Genomic DNA, 18,887 nt, shown 5'->3' on the forward strand with positions numbered 1-18,887 from the left:
GTTCTCCTCGAAGGGCGCAGCCCAGAACCAAGGCCCTTCGCCAACGGTTGTGCTGCCGACCGCGTTGACGACCATGATCGCGGCGACCTTGATACCATTGGCCAGGACCGCGGAGGCCGACCCCAGTCCACCCTTGAAGGTCGCGGTGGTGGCACCGAGGCCGGCGCCGACGCTGCCCAGTGCGAAATCGTCGCTGGCGGCCAACGCTGCGGCGTAGCCGAGGTCGCGATAGGGCGCGAAGCGTCCCCAGGCCTTGTCGCCGCCGTTGAGCAAGTCGAAAACGATTGCGCCAGGCACGATCGGAATCACCGCCTCGCGAATCCGCAAGCCGCGGCCTTGTTCGGCGAGCCAGGCCTGGATGCCGCCGCCGGCGTCGATTCCAAAGGCGGAGCCGCCGGACAGCGCGATGGCGTCAACGCGATCGACGGTGCTGGCGAGGTCGAGCAACGCGTCTTCGCGCGTGCCGGGTCCGCCGCCGCGAACATCGATGGCCGCAACCGCGGGGGCGTCGAAGATGATCGCGGTCGTGCCAGTGGCGATTTTCGCATCCTCGGCATGGCCGACGCGGACGCCGGCGATATCGGTGAGAAGGTTTTTCAAGGCGGCTCCGCAGGCTGAAAGGCGCTCGCTTCAGCGATATCGCAGGGATGCCGCAGGCTCAACCCGCGAGCGCGGTCCTCAGCATCTTGGCGAGCTCGGACTTACGGTAGGGCTTTGCCAGCAGCAGCACGCCGGAATCGAGCCGCCCGTGATGGACGATGGCGTTCTCGGTGTAGCCCGAGGTGAACAGCGTCTTCAGGTCGGGGCGGCGGCGAGCCGCCTCGTCGGCGAGCTGGCGGCCGTTCATGTTGCCGGGCATGATGACGTCCGTGAATAGCAGGTCGATGTCCTTGTCGGCGTCGATGATGACGAGGGCCTCGGCCGCGTTGGCGGCTTCGAGGGCGGTATAGCCGAGGCTCTTGATCTGGGTCACGACATATTGGCGCACCAGCGCGTCGTCCTCGACGATCAGGATCTTTTCGTGGCCGCCGGTGACCGGCGCGTTCTGCAGCGCCTCGAATTCGGTCTCCTGCACGCCGCTCGAGCGCGGCAGGTAAATCTTCACGCTCGTGCCGTGGCCTTCCTCGCTGTAGATCTTGATGTGTCCGCCGGACTGCTTGACGAAGCCGAACACCATGCTGAGCCCGAGGCCGGTGCCCTTGCCGACCTCCTTCGTGGTGAAGAAGGGATCGAACACCCGGTCCATCAACTCCGGCGGGATTCCGGAGCCGGTGTCGCTGACGGCGATCATGACGTAATTGCCGGCCACCACGTCGGGATTCATGCTGGCATAGCCGTCGTCGAGGAAGATGTTGCGCGTCTCCAGCACCAGCGTTCCGCCGTCGGGCATCGCATCGCGCGCGTTCAGCGCGAGGTTGAGGATCGCGGTGGAAAGCTGACCCGGGTCGATCAGTGCCGGCCACGCATCCTCGGTGAGTTGCGGCATGATGGTGATCTGCTCGCCGAGCGTGGGATGCAGGAGCTTTGCGGCCTCGAGCGTCAATGCGTTGACGTCGATTTCGCGCGGTTGGAGCGGCTGCTTGCGGGCGAACGCGAGCAGATGCTTGGTCAGTTGCGCGCCGCGCTCGGCGGCGTCGTCGATCAGCTTGGTGATGGCGGCGAGCTCGGGACGGTCAGCGACCGCGTCCGCCAAAATTCCGATCGTGCCGGTGATGACGGTCAGCACATTGTTGAAGTCGTGCGCGACACCGCCGGTCAATTGACCAATCGAATCCATCTTCTGGACGTGCCTGAACTGCGCCTCGGCCGCCTGCTTCTCGGTGAGGTCGCGGCCGATGAAGAAATGGCGCTTGACCGGCTCGGACCAGGTGCCCATCCAGTTCAGCGTGACCTCGTGACCGTCGTAGTGGTAGTAGCGCGCCTCGAAGCTGCGCTTGACCGCGCCACGCCGCGCCGCGCGCATCTCGTCGCGCGTCTTCTGGAGGTCATCGGGATGAATGAACTCGGTGGCGCTGTGCCCGATCATGTCTTCCGGATTCAAGCCGAGAATGGTCTTCACGCTCGGGCTGACCTGGATGAAATTGCCAAAACCGTCGGTGACCAGGATCAGGTCCTGTGAGGTCTCGAAGATCCGCTGCCGCTCCTCGACCTCGCGGCGCAGTTTTTCTCGTGCCTGCTTCTCTTCCGTGATGTCGTGGGCGATCTTGGAAGCGCCGATGATCTGTCCGTTGGCTGATTTCAGCGGAGAAACATTGAGGACGACGTCGACCCGCCGGCCGTCTTTTCGGATCCGGACCGTCTCGTGCTGTGCGATCGTTTCGTTGCCGCCGACCCGGTTCAGGATACCCCTGACCTCGGCCTTGCGGTCCTCCGGGACGATGATGTCGATCGGCTGCCCGATGGCCTCCGCGGCGGCATAGCCGAACAGATGTTCGGCGGCCTTGTTCCAGCCCGTGATGACACCGTCGAGCGTCTTCGTGATGATGGCATCATTGGCGGATTCGACGACGGCGCCGTACAGGGCAAGGCGCTTGCCATAATAGTCGCGATCCAATGCCGACTGCTGGCGCAGCCTGCCGACGAGACCCAGCGTATGCGCCTGGAGGCGGACATTTTCGATCAGGAGCACCGCGAGCACGAAGGTCGCCGCGCAGAGGCCGTAGACACGACCGGCGTAGAAGCCGAGATCGAAGCGTGCCACGTTGACGATCGCCGACAGCGCGATGTCGAACAGCCATGCGCACATCACCACCATGAGCCAGACATCGATGACCGAATGCGGACGGCGGAACCACAGCGAGACCAGCGCGGCGAAGCTCAAGGACCAGACAAAGGACACCACGCCGATCATGATCTGCGTGTAGCCGCCATCGCGCAGCAGGACCGGAAGCAGGTCGTGCTGCGCAGTGACGATCCAGGTCAAGACGATCATGATCGTGACGACGCCGACCACGCTGGCGTAGATCGCCTTGCTTGCCGAGCCCGTGATCCGGGCGCCGCCGTCGGCCTCCTTCAGCCAGGCGTAGGCCAGCACGCAGAGCGGAAAGCCGCCGTGCCAGATCATGTAGAGCCAGACCGTGGTCTGCTGGTTGGCCCCCAGCAGCCCGGTCGGCGAAAAAAGTCCGGGGAAGGTGAGGGCATGGACCACGGCCGCGGCGGCTGTGAACAGATAGCCCGTCGCGAGCACGAGCAGCGCGCTGGTCCTGAGCACCGCAAACTGCGACAACAGCAGGACGGCGGTGACAATGTCCGCGACCACAAGGGCGGATTGATAGCTGGCGACGAAGGCTGGCACGGGCAGTAGCGAGATACCCGCGAAGGGCACGGCCACTGCGAACAGGATCGACGAGACGCCCACGATCGCCAATGCTGCGGTGCGGTCCTTCGGGGTAGCCGGCAACGTCGAAAGGAATGTGCTTCGATCGGTCGTCGCAGACACGTGCAGCTCGCGCAGATCGGTTTTGAGCATCTTCGCCAATCTCATTTGGCCCAATCAATTTCTGCCCATGGCAGCCGGTTCTGGGCACGCATCATGACAAAACCCACTGCGACTCAACCGAAGGTTACAGTTTACTTAATTTTGGGGGGAACGCGCACCGGGGATCGGGTAAGATGCGCTTTACTGGATGGTGCAATAATGCTCTCCCGCAGCTGCGGGTTCCAGGTTTGAACCAGGCATTTTGATTTCAGGATCCGGGAGTTGTTCCCTATGCCCCGCGTTCTCATCATCGACGACCAGAAGGACGTCCGTGCGATGGTCGCGATCGTGCTGCGCGTCAACCGTTATGAGGTCGTTGAGGCCGACAGCGGCGCAGCCGGGGTGAAAGCCTTCACCGAGGTCGGCTTCGACGCGGCAATCGTGGACATTTTCCTCGGCGATACCAGTGGCGTCGAGGTCATCACGACCCTGCGCGAGCTTGCACCGAGCCTCCCGGTCGTTGCCGTGTCGGGGATGACGGCGCTGGACTTCATGGAACAATCGCCCCACCTCGCCAGCGTGGTCTGCCTGCAAAAGCCGTTTCGGCCGAACGATCTTCTTCAAGCGCTGAGGAAGGCCCAAGCCGCGGTGGACGGCGCGATACAAGCAGCAGTCTGATCCTAACGCAGGAAGAAACGCCCCGGGCGAGCCGGGGCGCGATGATGATTGGAGGAGGCCTTCAGGCCCCGGCAAGCGTGCTTAGGTGCCGTTGCCGCTGATCGCGGCGTAGCCGCCCTTGGCGTCCCATTTGTAGACGACGTAGTCGAGCTGCTTGATATCGCCCTTGGAGTCATACTCGATCGGCCCGATCACGGTATCCCACTTGCCGGCCTTGATGGCTGCCATGACCTTCTTGGCGTCGGTGGTGCCGGCCTTCTTGGCCGCCTCCGACCAGACCTGCATCGCTGCGTAGGTGTAGAGCGTGTAGCCCTCGGGGTCGATGTTCTTGGCCTTGAAGGCTTCGACGATCTTCTTCGCGGTCGGCTTGTTGCGCGGATCGGGGCCGAAGGTGAACAGCGTGCCTTCGCCGGCCGGGCCGGTGATGGAGGCGTATTCCTTGTCGGCGAGTGCGTCGCCGGCCATCAGCACGGTCTTCAGGCCCTGGTCGCGCATCTGGCGCAGGAGAAGGCCGCTCTCTTGATGGTAGCCCCCGACATAGACGAGATCGATGTTGTCGCGCTTCAGCCGCGAGACGATCGCGTTGAAGTCCTTGTCGCCCTTGTTGTAGGACTCGTACATCTTCTCGGTGACGCCGGCCTTGTTGAGCGCCTTCTTGGTCTCGTCCGCAAGACCCTTGCCGTAGGTGGTCTTGTCGTTGAGGATGGCGATGTTCTTGCCCTTGTAGTTCTTGGCGATGAACTGGGCGGCGACCAGGCCCTGCTGGTCGTCGCGGCCGCAGACGCGCGCCACGTTCCACAGTCCGCTATCGGTGAACTTCGGATTGGTGGAGGCGGGAGTAATCTGGAGCACGTTGCCGTCGGCATAGGCTTCCGACGCGGGGATCGACGAGGACGAGCAATAATGCCCGGCCACGAACGGAATTTTCGCGCCGGCGATCTTCTCGGCGATCGAGCGCGCCTGTTTCGGATCGCAGGCGTCGTCCTCGACGGACAACGCGAGCTTCTTGCCGTTGACGCCGCCGGCGGCGTTGATATCGGCTACGGCCATCTCGGCGCCGTTCTTCATCTGGCGGCCGAAGGCGGACTCGCCGCCGGTCATCGGACCTGCGACTGCGACGGTGACATCCTGCGCGAATGCCGCGCTCGACAGCGCGATCGATGCGCCGAATGCCAGACCGATGAGCTTCAGTGATTTCATGAGATACCTCGAGGGTGGTCGCCTGTGGAAGTTACCGGGCATGCCCGGTTCAAACCGGCGCCATTCTTGAATGAATTCGAGGAGAAGTCACCGGCAAAATACGGGCATTGGCAGAGATATCGCCAAATTCGGCCGCACGGGTTCGCCTTGGGCGGCCTCAGCCGTGCCGGCCGCCTTCCAGGTAGGCGGCGCGAATCTCGGGGCGCTGCAACAACTCGGCACCGGTCCCGGCCAGGGTGATCAGGCCATTGACCATGACATAGCCGCGATGGGCGAGCTTGAGCGCGTGGTTGGCGTTCTGCTCGACGATCAGCACGGTCAGGCCGTCCTGCCGGTTCAGAGTGCGGATCGCATCGAAAATCTGGCGCGCGATCAGCGGCGCCAGACCGAGCGAGGGCTCATCAAGCAGGAGCAGGCGAGGGCGGCTCATCAAAGCGCGGCCGATGGCCAGCATCTGCTGCTCGCCGCCAGACAGGGTTCCCCCGCGCTGGCCGTAGCGTTCCTTCAGCCGCGGAAACAGCGTGAACACGCGTTGTAGCGTCACCTCGCGTTCGGCGTCGGTGCATTCGGTGGCGTCCGCCCCCATCTGGAGATTTTCCGCCACGCTCATGCGCGGGAAGATGCGGCGGCCTTCCGGCGATTGCGCGATGCGCAAATGCGCGATCTCGTGGGTGGGCACTTCGGTGATGTCGCGGCCTTCGTACAGGATCTGGCCGGCGCGGGCGCGGGGCTTGCCGAAGATCGTCATCATCAGCGTCGATTTGCCGGCGCCGTTGGCGCCGATCAGCGCCACGATCTCGCCGGCATTGATCTCGAGGTCAACGCCCTTCAGCGCCTCGATCTTGCCGTAGGCAGCGCGAAGGCCGTGGATCGCGAGCAGGGCAGTGGGCGACGTCACGACCCGCTCTCCATCACGGCCGCCGCCTCTTCCTCATCGGTGCCGAGATAGGCGGCGATCACCTTCGGATCGTCGCGAACCTCGCGCGGGGAGCCTTCAGAGATCTTCACACCGTGGTCCATCACCACGATATGGTCGGAGATCTCCATCACCACGGACATGTCGTGCTCGATCAGCAGGATCGAGGTGCCGAGCTCGTTGCGGATCGACAGCAGCAGCTCGCTCAGGGCGGCGCTCTCGCGCGCATTGAGGCCGGCGGCGGGTTCGTCCAGGCACAAGAGCGCGGGCTCGGTGCACATCGCGCGTGCGATCTCGAGTCGTCGCTGGTCGCCATAGGCAAAATTACCGGCAGCATCGTCGGCGCGATCGAGCAAATTGACGCGCTTGAGCCAGTCGGTGGCGAGATCGATCGCGCGCTTCTCGGCGTCGCGGTAGACGGGCGCGCCAATGAGCCCGAGCAAGGTGAAGCCGGAGGCGCGCATCAGCGCGTTGTGCTGCGCCACCATCAGGTTTTCCAGCGCGGTCATGCCGGGAAACAGGCGGATGTTCTGGAAGGTGCGGGCGACCTTGGCCTGCTTGGCGATGCGGAAATCGTTCAGCCGTTCCAGCGCGATCACCTTGCCGTCGTCATGGCCGAGGCGGATGGCGCCGCCGCTCGGCTTGTAGAAGCCGGTGATGCAGTTGAAGACCGTCGTCTTACCGGCACCGTTGGGTCCGATCAGCGCGGTGATCTTCTTCCGCTCGGCAGCAAACGACAGGTCCTGCACCGCGACGATGCCGCCGAAGCGCATGGTGAGCCGGTCGACCTCGAGAATCTGGTCGCGGCTCATCCGTGCCCCTCCTTGACGAGGTCCGATGAGATCGCGTGGGCCTTGGTCAGGTACACGGTCGGCGCGCGATGGCCGATCAGGCCGCGCGGCCGCCAGATCATGATCAGCACCATGGCCATGCCGAACACCAGCATGCGATAGCTCTCGAGGCTCCGGAACAGTTCGAAACCACCGATCATGGCGAGCGCTGCGAGCGCCACGCCAAGCTGCGAGCCCATGCCGCCGAGCACGACGATGGCGAGCACCAGCGCCGATTCCTGGAAGGTGAAGGATTCCGGGCTGATGAAGCCCTGGCGGGTCGCAAAGAACGCGCCGGCAAAGCCGCCGAACATCGCACCGGTCGCGAATGCCGTGAGCTTCGTCGTGGTGGTGTTGATGCCGAGCGCGCGGCAGGCGACCTCGTCCTCGCGCAGGGCTTCCCAGGCACGGCCGATCGGCAGGCGGCGCAGCCGGATCGTCACCCAGTTGGTGAGCAGCGCGAGCGCCAGGATCAGGTAGAACAGGAAGACGATGCGATGGGTCGGAGAATATTCGATGCCGAGTCTGGCGGCGAGCCCGTTGTCGCTGTTGTCGAGCGGGATGCCGAAGAAAGAGGGGCGGGGAATGCTGGAGACGCCGTTGGGGCCGCCGGTCAGATCCTGCCAATTAATGATGACGAGGCGAATGATCTCGCCGAAGGCGAGCGTCACGATCGCGAGGTAGTCGCCGCGCAGGCGCAGCACGGGGAAACCGAGCAGCACGCCCCAGAATGCGGCGAGGACGCCCGCTAGCGGCAGGCAGATCCAGAATGACCAGCCGAAATTGGTCGCAAGCAGCGCGTAGGAATAGGCGCCGACCGCATAGAAGGCGACATAGCCGAGATCGAGCAGGCCAGCCAGCCCGACTACGACATTCAACCCCCAGCCCAGCATCACATAGGTGAGCACGAGGATGGCGAGATCGAGGATGTAGCGCTGGTCATAGAAGATCACAGGCACCAGCAGGGTGAAGATCAGAAGCGCCGGTGCGAGATAGCGGCCGAGGAACGACATTCCGCTCTGCACCGCCGGCGGCACCAGCTTCTCGGCGCCGGTCGGACCGATCCATTGCTTGAGCAGCTCGAGCACGATCGAGCCGCCGAATACCGCGGCGACGAGGGAGGCGACCTCGCCGAAGCGCGTCCAATAGGTGAGCTGGCCGTCGGAACCGGCTTCGGTGCGGACGCCGACCATCAGCGAGAACAGCACCAGCGCGATCAGTGCGTTGACGCAGGCGGTCTTCAGGAGAGCGGGGATGCCCGATGCGGTTTTGGCCGTATTGATCGAGGGAGCTTTCACGCGCGCGACCGTCAGACTTTTTCGACTTCGGGGCGGCCGAGCAGGCCGGTCGGCATGAAGATCAGCACGACGATCAGGATCGAGAACGCGGCGACATCCTTGTATTCGACCGAGAAATAGGCCGACCAGAACGTCTCGATCAGCCCGATCGCGAGCCCCCCGAGCATGGCGCCGGGCAGCGAGCCGATGCCGCCGAGTACGGCCGCGGTGAACGCCTTGATGCCGGCGACGAAGCCCATGAAGAAATCGACCAGGCCGTAATAGAGCAGGTACATCAGGCCGGCCACTGCGGCGAGCGCAGCGCCGATCACGAAGGTCATGGAGATAGTGCGGTCGACGTTGACGCCGAGCAGCGCCGCCATGGTCTGGTCCTGCTCGCAGGCGCGCATGTCGCGCCCGAGCCGTGTGCGCGACACCAGCCAGGTGAAGATCGCCAGCAGCACGATGGTGGTGATGACCACCACGATCTGGATATTGGAGAGCTGGATGACGAAGCCATCGGCGCTCTCGTGCAGCGTATAGCCGCCGGTGATCACTGGCGGCACTGGCTTCACCCGCGCGCCTTGCGCCACCTGCGAATAGTTGGTCAGCACGAACGACATGCCGATCGCCGACAGCATCGGCGCGAGGCGGAAGGAGTGGCGCAGCGGACGGTAGGCGATGCGCTCGATGGTCCAGCCATACAGGGCGGTGATCGCCATCGAGACCAGGATCACGATCAAAAGGATCACCGGGACCGCAGTCAGGCCCGTCGAGACCAGCAGAAGGAAGGTGATCAGGGCGATGAAGCCGCCGATCATGAAGACATCGCCATGGGCGAAGTTGATCATCCCGACGATGCCGTAGACCATCGTGTAGCCGATCGCGATCAGCCCGTAGATCGAGCCGAGCACGAGACCGTTGATGAGCTGCTGGGCGAAATAATCCATAGGCTGCCGTACCCAAATCTGACGCGGCTCAAAGGGAGCTCTTCGAGAGAGTGCTGGTTTCTTCTCGGGCCCCGGCAGCCCTTAAGCATTCTCGTTTTGTAACAGGAGGGAACTGGCGGCTGCAACCGGCCTCGCCTCCGCATCAAGGCTTTTACAGAGATCATTTGGCGCTCCGGTTCCCCCGCAATGGGCGGAACCGGCTCCGTCAGCGCCATCGGATGCCTGTCGGGAGGCAGTTAAGGTAAACAAAGGGTTTAAATTGCCGCCACAGTCTGATGCGAGTTAGCTCCCGGCAGAGCCTTTCATCGAAGGCGCGGCCAAACGAAGCGGGAAGCGGCATGTTCGGAAACTGGCGGATCGGTTCGGTCAACGGCGCACTTCTGGCGGCCTATTTCATCCCGACCTGGACCCTCGTTGCCTTCAACATCATGGTGGCGCCGGTGCACGGCCTCTATGAGCGGCCGAGCGTCGCAGTCGCTCTTTTCCTCAGCGACCATCTCCAGATGGCGGGGATGGACACGGTGCGCGCCGCCTGGCTGCTGGCGCTGGGGCGCTTAACGGTGGTGGCGTTCTTTGCGATCTACCTTGCGCTGCTCTGCATCCCCCGTATCCGCAAGAACGGCGGCAGCGACGAAGCGCTCGGCATTGCGCTTGCGATCGGCAGCCTGATCTCGTTTGCGAGCATGATCATGGCCTCGAAGGTCGGCGAGATGGCCGCGCTGCGGCTGCACGCCACCGAACTTCTGCTCTTGCTCGGTGCCGCCATCGTGGTGGTGATCGAGCGGCCCGCGGCGGCGCCCAAGATCGTTCAGAAGCCCGTCGAGGCCACCCCGCCGCTAGGTCTTGAGCAGGCCGAGCTCCTGCACAATCGCTGAGGCTTCCTTGACGGCGTGGTTCGCCGCCGGCACGCCGCAATAGATCGCCTGCTGCAGCAGGATTTCCTTGATGTCGTTGGGCGTGAAGCCACCCTCAGCGAGGGCCGCGCGCACATGCAGGCGGAATTCATCCCATTGCCCAAGCGCAACCATGGTGCCGATCACCAGCACCCGCCGCGTGCGCTCGTCGAAATGCGGCCGCGTCCAGATCTCGCCCCAGGCGTAGCGCGTGATCATGTCCTGGAAATCGGTGTTGAATGCATTGCGACCCGCGATCGACTTGTCGACCCAGGCATTGCCCAGCACTTTTCGGCGCACGTTCATACCGGCATCGCGGCGTTTCTGGTCGTCCATGCTGTTTCCTCCTTCGTCATTGCGAGGAGCGAAGCGACGAAGCAATCCAGTCTCTCACGGCAGACGGATTTCTGGTTGCATCGCTGTGCTCCCAACGACGGTTGTGGCTAGCGTTGCGTCAAAAAGCCCACGACCGCGTCGGTGAATGCGTGCGGCTGCTCGACATTGGAAATGTGGGCGGCGTCAATGATGGTCATGCTCGCGCCGGGAATGCTTGAGCGGATCAATTCACCCGCCGAAATCGGCGTCGCCATGTCGTGGCGGCCGGCGATCACCAGTGTCGGGTTCTTGATGTTCGGCAGCAACGCGCGCTGGTCGAGCGTCGACAGCGCTTCGCAGCAGGCGAGATAGCCTTCGAGCGGCGAGGCCAGCAGCATCTCCTTCATCCTGGCGGTGATGTCGGGCGCGCGCTCGCGGAAATCCTGGGTGAGCCAGCCGGCGATAACGGCGTCGGCGACGGCGGCGATGCCGCCCTTCTTCACCGCGTCAATGCGCTCGAGCCATTTGGTCGGCTCGGCGTAGTAGCAGGAGGTGTTGGCGAGGATGAGCTTGCCGAAGCGCTCCGGCGCGTTCGCGCCGAGCCATTGCCCAACCATGCCGCCCATCGACAGGCCGCACCAGTGCACTTTTTCGATATTGAGGTCGTCCAGGATGGCGAGCACGTCGCGGCCGAAGCGCTCCATGGTGTAGGGGCCGGGCGGAACGTTGGACTTGCCGTGGCCGCGGCGGTCGTAGCGGATGACGCGGAATATCTGCGTCAGTGCCTTCATCTGCGGCTCCCACATCTGCAGCGTGCAGCCGAGCGAGTTCGAGAGCATCAGCGTCGGCCCCCCGTCGCGGCCCTCGACGGAGACGTTGATCAGGCAACCGTCGGCATCAATCATGGGCATGCGGGCGTCTCCGTTTTATTTGCGCGCAGGACTGCTTTATTCGCGTTCGAGGCTGTCGAGCAGGCGATCGATCAGGGCTTGGGAAGCGCCTTGATAGGCCATCGGCTCGAGCAACGCCGCAATTTTTTCCGGCGAAAGATGCGCAGTGACATGCGAATCGGCTGCGAGCACCTCGCGCAGATGCTTCTTCTCGGCGACCGCGCGCTTGCTCGCGGCCTCGATCAGATGATGCGCATCGCTCTTGCCGATCGTCTCGGCCAGCGCAAAGGTAACCGCTTCCGCCATGATCAGCCCGTGCGTCGCATCGAGATTGCTGCGCATGCGCGCGGCATCGACATCGAGACCCTCGGCGATGTCGACGATGGCGGCAAGCGCGCCGGAGGTGACCAGCATCAATTGCGGCAGCGTCGGCCATTCCGCGTGCCAGGGACCGGCGCTGCGTTCGTGGTCCTGCACCTGTGCGGCAAAAATCGTCGCTGCGAGCTGAGGCGCCATGGTCGCGCAGCCGAGCGCGCTTGCGGCTGCGACCGGGTTGCGCTTGTGCGGCATGGTCGAGGAGCCGCCGCGGCCTTCCCCGGCGGGCTCGAACGCCTCTGCGACGTCGGTCTGCATCAGCAGCGAGACGTCGCGCGCGATCTTGCCGCAGCTTCCGGCGAGAATCGCGAAGGCTGATGCGGCTTCCGCGATGCGGTCACGGTGGGTGTGCCAGGGGGCTTCTGGCAATGGCAGGTTCAGCTCCTGCGCCAGCCGTTCTGAAACGACGAGCCCCTTGTCGCCAAGTGCCGCAAGCGTGCCGGCCGCGCCGCCGAATTGCAGTGCGAGGCCCTCGCGGCGCAGCCGCCTGAGGCGGCAGCGGGCGCGGGCAAGGCTTGCGGCATATTCGGCGGCCTTCAGTCCGAACGGCATCGGCAGGGCGTGCTGGAGCCAGGTTCGCGCCACCATTGCCGTGTTGCGATGACTGCGCGCAAGTGCGGCAAAGCCCTTGATGGCGCGGCTGAGATCGGCGTCCAATGCATCGATGCCGGCGCGAAGCGTGAGCATGGTCGCGCTGTCGATGACGTCCTGGCTGGTCGCGCCCCAATGCACGTAGCGTGCGGCCTCGGCGTCGGCCTTGCCGACATTGGCGGTTAGAGTCTTGACCAAGGGGATCGCGAGATTGCCGGATCGAGTCGCGGCCTCGGCCAGCGCAGCCATGTCAAAGGTATCGGCCTTGCACGCGGCTTCGATCGGGCCCACCGCGGACGCGGGAATCACACCCGTGGCCGCCTCGGCTCGGGCGAGGGCTGCCTCGAATTCGAGCATATTCTGAAGGGTCGACCGGTCGTCGCAGACCGCGCGCATGGCCACGCTCGACAGCATCGGCGCGAGCAGGGGGGAGAGGGATGTGCTCATATTGTGCGGGACCTAACCACCATGACCCGCCTGTGCCAATCCCAAACCGGCGGCGCAAGCTTTTTGCAGTTGCGAATATGCATTGCACGTGACCGAGGGCCACCCTTTCTTTTGCCGCCTCCGTGCGGTACTTGAGCTGCATTATAGTTGCGCGATCCAAGTTCGGTATCCCGGGAGGCACCCAATGGCCATGACGATGAACGGCGAAGTCCAGCTTGCGGCGCCGCGCGAGGCCGTGTGGGCCAAGCTCAACGATGCCGAGGTGCTGAAGGCCTGCATCCCCGGCTGCGAGGAGCTGGAGAAGACCGACGATGGCGGCTTTCGCGCGACGGCGAAAATGAAGGTCGGTCCGGTGTCGGCGCGCTTCAAGGGCAAGGTCACACTGTCCGATCTCGACCCGCCGAACGGCTACAAGATCTCCGGCGAAGGCGAGGGCGGGGTGGCCGGCTTCGCCAAGGGTGGCGCCGTGGTCAAGCTTGCGGAGAAGGACGGCGGCACGCTTTTGTCCTACGAGGTCGAGGCGCAGATCGGCGGCAAGTTGGCGCAGCTCGGCCAGCGCCTGATCAACGGCGCCGCCAAGAAACTGGCCGACGAATTTTTCGCGAACTTCGCCAAGGCGGTACAGGGCTGAAGGCCAACACCTCAAGCATTGCGCCTTTCGGCATATCGCGTTTTGTCATGGCGCCTTGCATTCCGGGTGATGTTGCCCCGGGGCATAATGGCCCATATGATGGGTTGGAATAAATATAAGAACCGCTTCGACGGGACCCGTCGGGGCGCTGATAGAGAGTGTTTATGGCAAAAATCTCCCTCATCGTGAACGGCAATCCTGTCACGGCCAATGTCGATCCCCGCACCCTGCTGGTGCAGTTCCTGCGCGAGAATCTGCGGCTCACCGGCACCCATGTCGGCTGCGACACCTCGCAGTGCGGCGCTTGCGTCGTGCATCTGGACGGCAAGGCCGTGAAGTCCTGCACCACGCTCGCCGTGATGGCCGACGGCCACGAGGTCAAGACGATCGAGGGCCTGGCCGCCGACGGCGCGCCGCTGCATCCGATGCAGGAGGCCTTCCGCGAACACCATGGCCTGCAGTGCGGCTTCTGCACGCCCGGCATGATCATGACCGCGATCGACATCGTCCATCGCAAGGGCAACGAGCTCGACGACCACACCATCCGCGAGGAGCTGGAAGGCAATCTCTGCCGCTGCACCGGCTACCAGAACATCGTCACCTCGATCTCCGCCGGCGCCAAGGCGATGGCGAAATCCGATCTCGCGTAAACCTCGCGCGCACTCTGCGATCAGGACATTCAGATGTACGATTTCAAATACCATCGCCCCGGGACCGTTCGGCAGGCCGCCAACCTCCTGGTGAAGAACGAAGACGCCAAGGTGATCGCCGGCGGCCACACGCTGATTCCCGTCATGAAGCAGCGCCTCGCCAGCCCGCCGCATCTGGTCGACCTCTCCCACATCGATGGGCTCAACACGATCGAGATGAAGGGCCGCGCGCTCGTGATCGGTGCCACCGCCAGGCATGCCGAGGTCGCAAGCTCCGCCATCGTCGGCGAGGCGATCCCGGCGCTCGCGAACCTGGCCGGCCAGATCGGCGATCCCGCCGTGCGCCACAAGGGCACGATCGGCGGCTCGCTCGCCAACAACGACCCGACAGCGGACTATCCGGCTGCCGTGCTTGCGCTCGGCGCCACCATCGTCACCAACAAGCGCCGCCTCAAGGCGGAGGAGTTTTTCCAGGGCCTGTTCACGACGGCGCTCGAAGCCGACGAGATCATCACCAAGGTGATGTTCCCGCTGCCGAAGAAGGCGGCCTATATCAAGTTCCGCAACCAGGCCTCGCGTTACGCGCTGGTCGGCGTGTTCGTGGCGCGGCGTCCCTCCGACGTGCGGGTCGCGGTCACCGGCGCCGGCTCCGAAGGCGTGTTCCGTGTCACCGCATTCGAGGAAGCCCTGAAGAAGCGCTTCGCCGCGAAGGCGCTTGAGGGCATCGAGGTGCCGGCGGACGGCCTCAACAGCGACATCCATGGCAGCGCCGAATACCGCGCGCACCTCATCGGCGTGCTGACGCGGCGTGCCCTCGACGCCGCCAACGCCAAGGAGTGAGTGATCCTCACGCCTCGGCCCAAACTTGTCCCCGGTGAGGGCGTAGCGAGACTGGCTTTTTCATGACCTCAGCGGCCAATACGTCCGGTGCCAATACTTCAGTTGTATTGCCGGCATCGGTCGATTCGATGCTCGAACTCCTGACGTCGCGCGGCTATCTCGCCGAGCGATCGCTGGCCACGGTGACCTATCTGTCGCTGCGCATGGGCCGGCCGCTGTTTCTGGAAGGCGAAGCCGGCGTCGGCAAGACCGAGATCGCAAAAGTGCTGTCGGCGGCCTTGGGGCGGAAGCTGATCCGTCTACAGTGTTACGAAGGCCTCGACGTTTCCTCGGCGGTCTACGAATGGAATAGCGCCGCGCAGATGATCGCGATCCGGATGGCGGAAGCCGCCGGCGACACCGATCGCGATCAGCTCTCCTCCGATATCTTCGCCGACCGCTACATGATCAAGCGGCCGCTGCTGCAGGCGCTGGAGCCCGACGTTGCGGGACCGCCGGTGCTCTTGATCGACGAGCTCGACCGCGCCGACGAGGCGTTCGAGGCGTATCTGCTCGAAATCCTCAGCGACTTCCAGGTGACGATTCCCGAATTCGGCACCGTGAAGGCGCCGCATCCGCCGATCGTGATCATCACCTCCAACCGCACCCGCGAAATCCACGACGCGCTGAAGCGGCGCTGTCTCTATCACTGGGTCGATTATCCCGATGCCGATCGTGAGCTCGCGATCGTCAAGTCGCGCGTGCCGGGCATCTCCGCGAAACTGTCGCAGCAGGTCGTGCGCTTCGTCCAGGCGCTACGCAATCAGGATTTCTACAAATCGCCGGGCGTTGCCGAGACCATCGACTGGGCCACTGCGCTGTCGGAGCTCGACGCCCGCTCGCTGACCCCGCAAGTGGTCGGCGACACGCTGGGCGCGCTGCTCAAATACCAGGACGACATCACGCGGATGCAGGGCGACACCTTGCAGAAGGTGCTGAAGGACGCGACGAGCGAGTAACTTGTCATTCCGGGGCGCGCGGGAGCGTGAACTCTGGTGCGCAATTGCGCACCTGAGAATCTCGCGCCACAATCTCTGGATTCCGGGTTCGTCGCTTCGCGACGCCCCGGAATGACGGAGCGAGGAAAGACCATGGCCATCAACCACCTTGCGCCTGAGCAGACCGAGCAGTTCGCCGACAACATCGTGGGCTTCGCCCGCGCGCTGCGTTCGGCCGGCATGCCGGTCGGGCCGGGTGCGGTCATCGATGCCATGAGCGCGCTTGAGGTGATCGACATCGGCCACCGCGCCGACGTCTTCACCACGCTGGAGGCGATCTTCGTCAAGCGCCATGAACATGCGCTGATCTTCAAACAGGCCTTCAACCTGTTCTTCCGGGCGTCGGAAGAGTGGAAGCACATGCTGGATTCGGTGCCGTTGCCGGAGCAGGCCAAGAAGAAGCCGCAGGCCGGCTCCCGCCGCGTCCAGGAGGCGATGTCGCAGCCTCGCATGACGGAGACGCCGCAGCACCAGGAGCAGGATTTGCGCCTGTCGGTCTCCGACAAGGAAATCCTTCAGAAGAAGGATTTCGCTCAGATGAGCGCGGCTGAGATCACCGAAGCGCTCCGCGCTGTCGAGCGGATGCGGCTGCCGCAGGCCGAGCTATTGACGCGCCGGCACCGGCCTGATGCGCGCGGGCTTCGTCTCGATTTGCGCCGCACCTTACGCGCGTCCTTGCGCACCGGTGGCGACATCATCGACATCCATCGCCTCGGGCGGATCGAGAAACCGGCGCCGATCGTCGCGCTGCTCGACATCTCGGGTTCGATGAGCGAGTACACCCGCCTGTTCCTGCATTTCCTGCATGCCATAGGGGACGCGCGAAAACGTGTCTCGGTGTTCCTATTCGGCACTCGCCTCACCAACGTGACCCGGGCGCTGCGCCAGCGCGACCCCGACGAGGCGCTGGCGAGCTGCTCGGCCTCGGTCGAGGACTGGGCCGGCGGCACGCGGATCTCGGCCTCCCTGCACAATTTCAACAAATTGTGGGCGCGGCGCGTGCTGAGCCAGGGCGCCATCGTGCTGCTGATCTCCGACGGGCTGGAGCGGGAAGCCGATTCCAAGCTCGCCTTCGAGATGGACCGGCTGCACCGTTCCTGCCGGCGGCTGATCTGGCTCAACCCGCTGCTGCGGTTTGGCGGCTTCGAGGCCAAGGCCCAGGGCATCAAAATGATGCTGCCGCACGTTGACGAATTCCGTCCGGTACATAATTTGAGCTCGATCCAGGAGCTGATCACCACGCTCTCCCGGCCGCTGCCGCCGCATCACCGCAGCTTGATCCGCTCCGCAGCCTGAGAGGTAGCCATGCTCGATCGCGACGAGGATATTCTGAAGGCGGCGGAGGACTGGCAGAAGGCCGGCCGTGGCGTCGCGCTCGCCACCGTGGTCGAGACCTGGGGCTCGGCACCGCGTCCGGCGGGCTCGAGCCTAGTCATCAACGACGAGGGCACGTTCCTGGGGTCCGTCTCCGGCGGCTGCGTCGAGGGCGCCGTGGTCACGGAGGCCATGGATGTGATCCAGAGCGGCAAGCCCAGGATGCTGGAGTTTGGGGTTGCCGACGAGACTGCCTGGAATGTCGGGCTGTCCTGCGGCGGCACCATCCGCGTCTTCGTCGAGAAAGTCGGCTAGCCGTGAAGCTCGAGACCCTGCACGAACTCAATACCGAGCGCGCCGCGCGCCGCGCGGTGATTTTGGTCACCGACACCGAGAGTGGTGAGCAGCGCCTGGTGAAGGCCAAGGATTTTGCCAAGGATCCATTAGGCGCCGAGCTCGACAAGCAGCTTCGCATGGGCAAAAGCGCCAGCGTCGAAGCCGGCGGCAAGAAGCTTTTCCTCAACGTCTATGCGCCGACCGCAAAGCTCGTCATCGTCGGCGCCGTCCATATCAGCCAGGCTCTGGCACCGTTGGCGCGCTCGCTCGGCTACGACGTCACCGTGGTCGATCCGCGCACGGCCTTTGCGAGCCCCGAGCGCTTCCCCGACGTTCCACTGGTCGCGGAATGGCCCGACACGGCGCTGCCGCTGCTCAACGTCGACGCCTACACGGCCTTCGTCGCGGTAACGCACGATCCCAAGATCGACGATCCCGCGCTGCTGCACGCCTTCGAGCGCAACTGCTTCTATATCGGCGCGCTCGGATCGCGGAAGACGCACGCCAAGCGCGGCGACCGGCTGCGGGCGCAAGGCGCCAAGGAGGCTGACATCGCGCGCATCCACGCGCCGATCGGGCTTGCGATCGGCGCGGTCTCGCCGTCCGAGATCGCGGTCTCGATCATGGCCGAGATCACGGCGGTGCTTCGCCTGCCGCCCAAAGAAAAAGAAGAAGCCGCATGAAGTTCGGCCCGGCGAGTCCCAGGGATGCGATCGGCGGGGTGACCGTCCACACCCTGCGCCAGGGACCGCTGGTGCTGAAAAAGGGCACGACGATCGGCCCGGCCGAGGTCGAGGCGCTGGAGCGCGCCGGCATCAAGGACGTTGTGGTGGTGCGGATGGAGGAGGGCGATGTCTCCGAGGACATCGCTGCCGCCAGCATCGCGCTCGCGGTCGGCGGCGAGGGCATCCATGTCGAGCGCGCCTTCACCGGCCGGGCCAATCTGTTCGCCGCGCAGCCAGGCGTGCTGGTGATCGATCGCGCCGCGGTGGACCGCATCAACAATATCGACGAGGCCATTACCTTTGCCACGCTCTCCGCCTACAAGCCGGTGGTCGAGGGCGAGATGGTCGGCACCGTCAAGATCATCCCGTTCGGCGTCAAAGGAAACTTGCGTGATGCCGCGGTGAAGGCCGCGGGTCGCGACGTTCTGAAGATCGCGCCTTACGTCATCAAGCGCGTCGGCGTGGTCTCGACGCTGCTGCCCGGCCTGTCCTCCAAGGTGATCGACAAGACGTTGCGGGTCACCGCCGAGCGGCTGGCGCCAGCCGGAGCCGGCATCATCGCGGAGCGGCGGGG

19 protein-coding genes and 1 pseudogene are annotated in these 18,887 nt (G+C 64.5%); 10 read left to right on the top strand and 10 right to left on the bottom strand.

Annotated elements, in window-relative coordinates; all coding sequences use genetic code 11:
• Positions 1-600: P1 family peptidase (locus IVB32_RS15730; RefSeq protein WP_247410708.1), on the bottom strand; the 600-nt coding region annotated here is incomplete at its 3' end.
• A 58-nt stretch (positions 601-658) separates the two neighbouring features.
• Complete coding sequence (locus tag IVB32_RS15735; protein ID WP_085385070.1) at positions 659-3,469, bottom strand: PAS domain S-box protein; 2,811 nt, start codon at positions 3,467-3,469, stop codon at positions 659-661.
• Between the two features lie 240 nt (positions 3,470-3,709).
• Here IVB32_RS15735 and IVB32_RS15740 point away from each other — a divergent pair, with 240 nt between their 5' ends.
• Positions 3,710-4,096 carry a response regulator gene (locus tag IVB32_RS15740; RefSeq protein ID WP_018455572.1) on the top strand — a complete coding sequence of 129 codons (387 nt, stop codon included), beginning with the start codon at positions 3,710-3,712 and terminating at the stop codon, positions 4,094-4,096.
• Between the two features lie 81 nt (positions 4,097-4,177).
• On the opposite strand, the gene IVB32_RS15745 is transcribed toward IVB32_RS15740, so the two are convergent.
• The 5 genes from IVB32_RS15745 to IVB32_RS15765 all read right to left on the bottom strand — a co-directional run bounded on the left by IVB32_RS15745 (position 4,178) and on the right by IVB32_RS15765 (position 9,269).
• Entirely contained in the window at positions 4,178-5,296 is a 1,119-nt protein-coding gene (locus tag IVB32_RS15745; RefSeq protein WP_018455573.1) for a branched-chain amino acid ABC transporter substrate-binding protein, read from the bottom strand.
• A gap of 157 nt (positions 5,297-5,453) precedes the next feature.
• Entirely contained in the window at positions 5,454-6,194 is a 741-nt protein-coding gene (locus IVB32_RS15750; protein ID WP_018455574.1) for an ABC transporter ATP-binding protein, read from the bottom strand.
• Entirely contained in the window at positions 6,191-7,024 is an 834-nt protein-coding gene (locus IVB32_RS15755; RefSeq protein WP_018455575.1) for an ATP-binding cassette domain-containing protein, read from the bottom strand. Before IVB32_RS15755 ends, IVB32_RS15750 begins: the two co-directional genes overlap by 4 nt.
• Positions 7,021-8,340: a high-affinity branched-chain amino acid ABC transporter permease LivM gene (livM, locus tag IVB32_RS15760; RefSeq protein ID WP_018455576.1), complete on the bottom strand. Its 1,320-nt coding sequence runs from the start codon at positions 8,338-8,340 to the stop codon at positions 7,021-7,023. The genes IVB32_RS15755 and livM overlap by 4 nt, the downstream gene beginning before the upstream one ends.
• Positions 8,341-8,351: 11 nt before the next feature.
• Positions 8,352-9,269: a branched-chain amino acid ABC transporter permease gene (locus IVB32_RS15765; protein ID WP_018455577.1), complete on the bottom strand. Its 918-nt coding sequence runs from the start codon at positions 9,267-9,269 to the stop codon at positions 8,352-8,354.
• Between the two features lie 338 nt (positions 9,270-9,607).
• Here IVB32_RS15765 and IVB32_RS15770 point away from each other — a divergent pair, with 338 nt between their 5' ends.
• A complete protein-coding gene (locus tag IVB32_RS15770; RefSeq protein ID WP_018455578.1) occupies positions 9,608-10,144 on the top strand; it encodes a hypothetical protein in 537 nt (178 codons plus the stop codon).
• Here IVB32_RS15770 and IVB32_RS15775 read toward each other — a convergent pair.
• The 3 genes from IVB32_RS15775 to IVB32_RS15785 form a co-directional block, all read right to left on the bottom strand.
• On the bottom strand, positions 10,106-10,498 hold the full coding sequence (locus IVB32_RS15775) for a carboxymuconolactone decarboxylase family protein (protein ID WP_085351059.1): 393 nt from the start codon (positions 10,496-10,498) through the stop codon (positions 10,106-10,108). The genes IVB32_RS15770 and IVB32_RS15775 overlap by 39 nt on opposite strands.
• 107 nt (positions 10,499-10,605) lie before the next feature.
• Positions 10,606-11,388, bottom strand: coding sequence for a 3-oxoadipate enol-lactonase (gene pcaD / locus IVB32_RS15780; protein WP_018455580.1), 783 nt, complete (start codon positions 11,386-11,388; stop codon positions 10,606-10,608).
• A 36-nt stretch (positions 11,389-11,424) separates the two neighbouring features.
• A complete protein-coding gene (locus tag IVB32_RS15785) occupies positions 11,425-12,780 on the bottom strand; it encodes a 3-carboxy-cis,cis-muconate cycloisomerase (RefSeq protein WP_026232978.1) in 1,356 nt (451 codons plus the stop codon).
• Between the two features lie 184 nt (positions 12,781-12,964).
• On the opposite strand from IVB32_RS15785, the gene IVB32_RS15790 reads away from it, so the two are divergent.
• The 8 genes and pseudogenes from IVB32_RS15790 to IVB32_RS15825 form a co-directional block, all read left to right on the top strand.
• On the top strand, positions 12,965-13,411 hold the full coding sequence (locus IVB32_RS15790; protein WP_018455582.1) for a carbon monoxide dehydrogenase subunit G: 447 nt from the start codon (positions 12,965-12,967) through the stop codon (positions 13,409-13,411).
• A 164-nt stretch (positions 13,412-13,575) separates the two neighbouring features.
• Positions 13,576-14,061, top strand: a complete 486-nt coding sequence (locus IVB32_RS15795; protein WP_007602418.1) for a (2Fe-2S)-binding protein — start codon at positions 13,576-13,578, stop codon at positions 14,059-14,061.
• A gap of 33 nt (positions 14,062-14,094) precedes the next feature.
• A complete protein-coding gene (locus IVB32_RS15800) occupies positions 14,095-14,901 on the top strand; it encodes a xanthine dehydrogenase family protein subunit M (RefSeq protein ID WP_204511636.1) in 807 nt (268 codons plus the stop codon).
• A 62-nt stretch (positions 14,902-14,963) separates the two neighbouring features.
• Positions 14,964-15,899 (top strand): MoxR family ATPase, encoded by a 936-nt coding sequence (locus IVB32_RS15805; protein ID WP_026232979.1) that lies wholly within the window; start codon positions 14,964-14,966, stop codon positions 15,897-15,899.
• A gap of 132 nt (positions 15,900-16,031) precedes the next feature.
• Positions 16,032-17,234 (top strand): VWA domain-containing protein, encoded by a 1,203-nt coding sequence (locus IVB32_RS15810; RefSeq protein WP_085361694.1) that lies wholly within the window; start codon positions 16,032-16,034, stop codon positions 17,232-17,234.
• A 9-nt stretch (positions 17,235-17,243) separates the two neighbouring features.
• Positions 17,244-17,567 (top strand): XdhC family protein, encoded by a 324-nt coding sequence (locus IVB32_RS15815; protein WP_007602422.1) that lies wholly within the window; start codon positions 17,244-17,246, stop codon positions 17,565-17,567.
• 2 nt (positions 17,568-17,569) lie between these two features.
• Positions 17,570-18,271, top strand: a complete 702-nt coding sequence (locus IVB32_RS15820) for an XdhC family protein (RefSeq protein WP_247368126.1) — start codon at positions 17,570-17,572, stop codon at positions 18,269-18,271.
• Positions 18,268-18,887, top strand: a pseudogene (locus IVB32_RS15825) (4-diphosphocytidyl-2C-methyl-D-erythritol kinase); the annotation flags it as partial. The gene IVB32_RS15820 and the pseudogene IVB32_RS15825, both read left to right, overlap by 4 nt.

This window comes from Bradyrhizobium sp. 23, from assembly GCF_023073295.1.
In the GTDB taxonomy this organism is placed as follows: domain Bacteria; phylum Pseudomonadota; class Alphaproteobacteria; order Rhizobiales; family Xanthobacteraceae; genus Bradyrhizobium; species Bradyrhizobium canariense_D.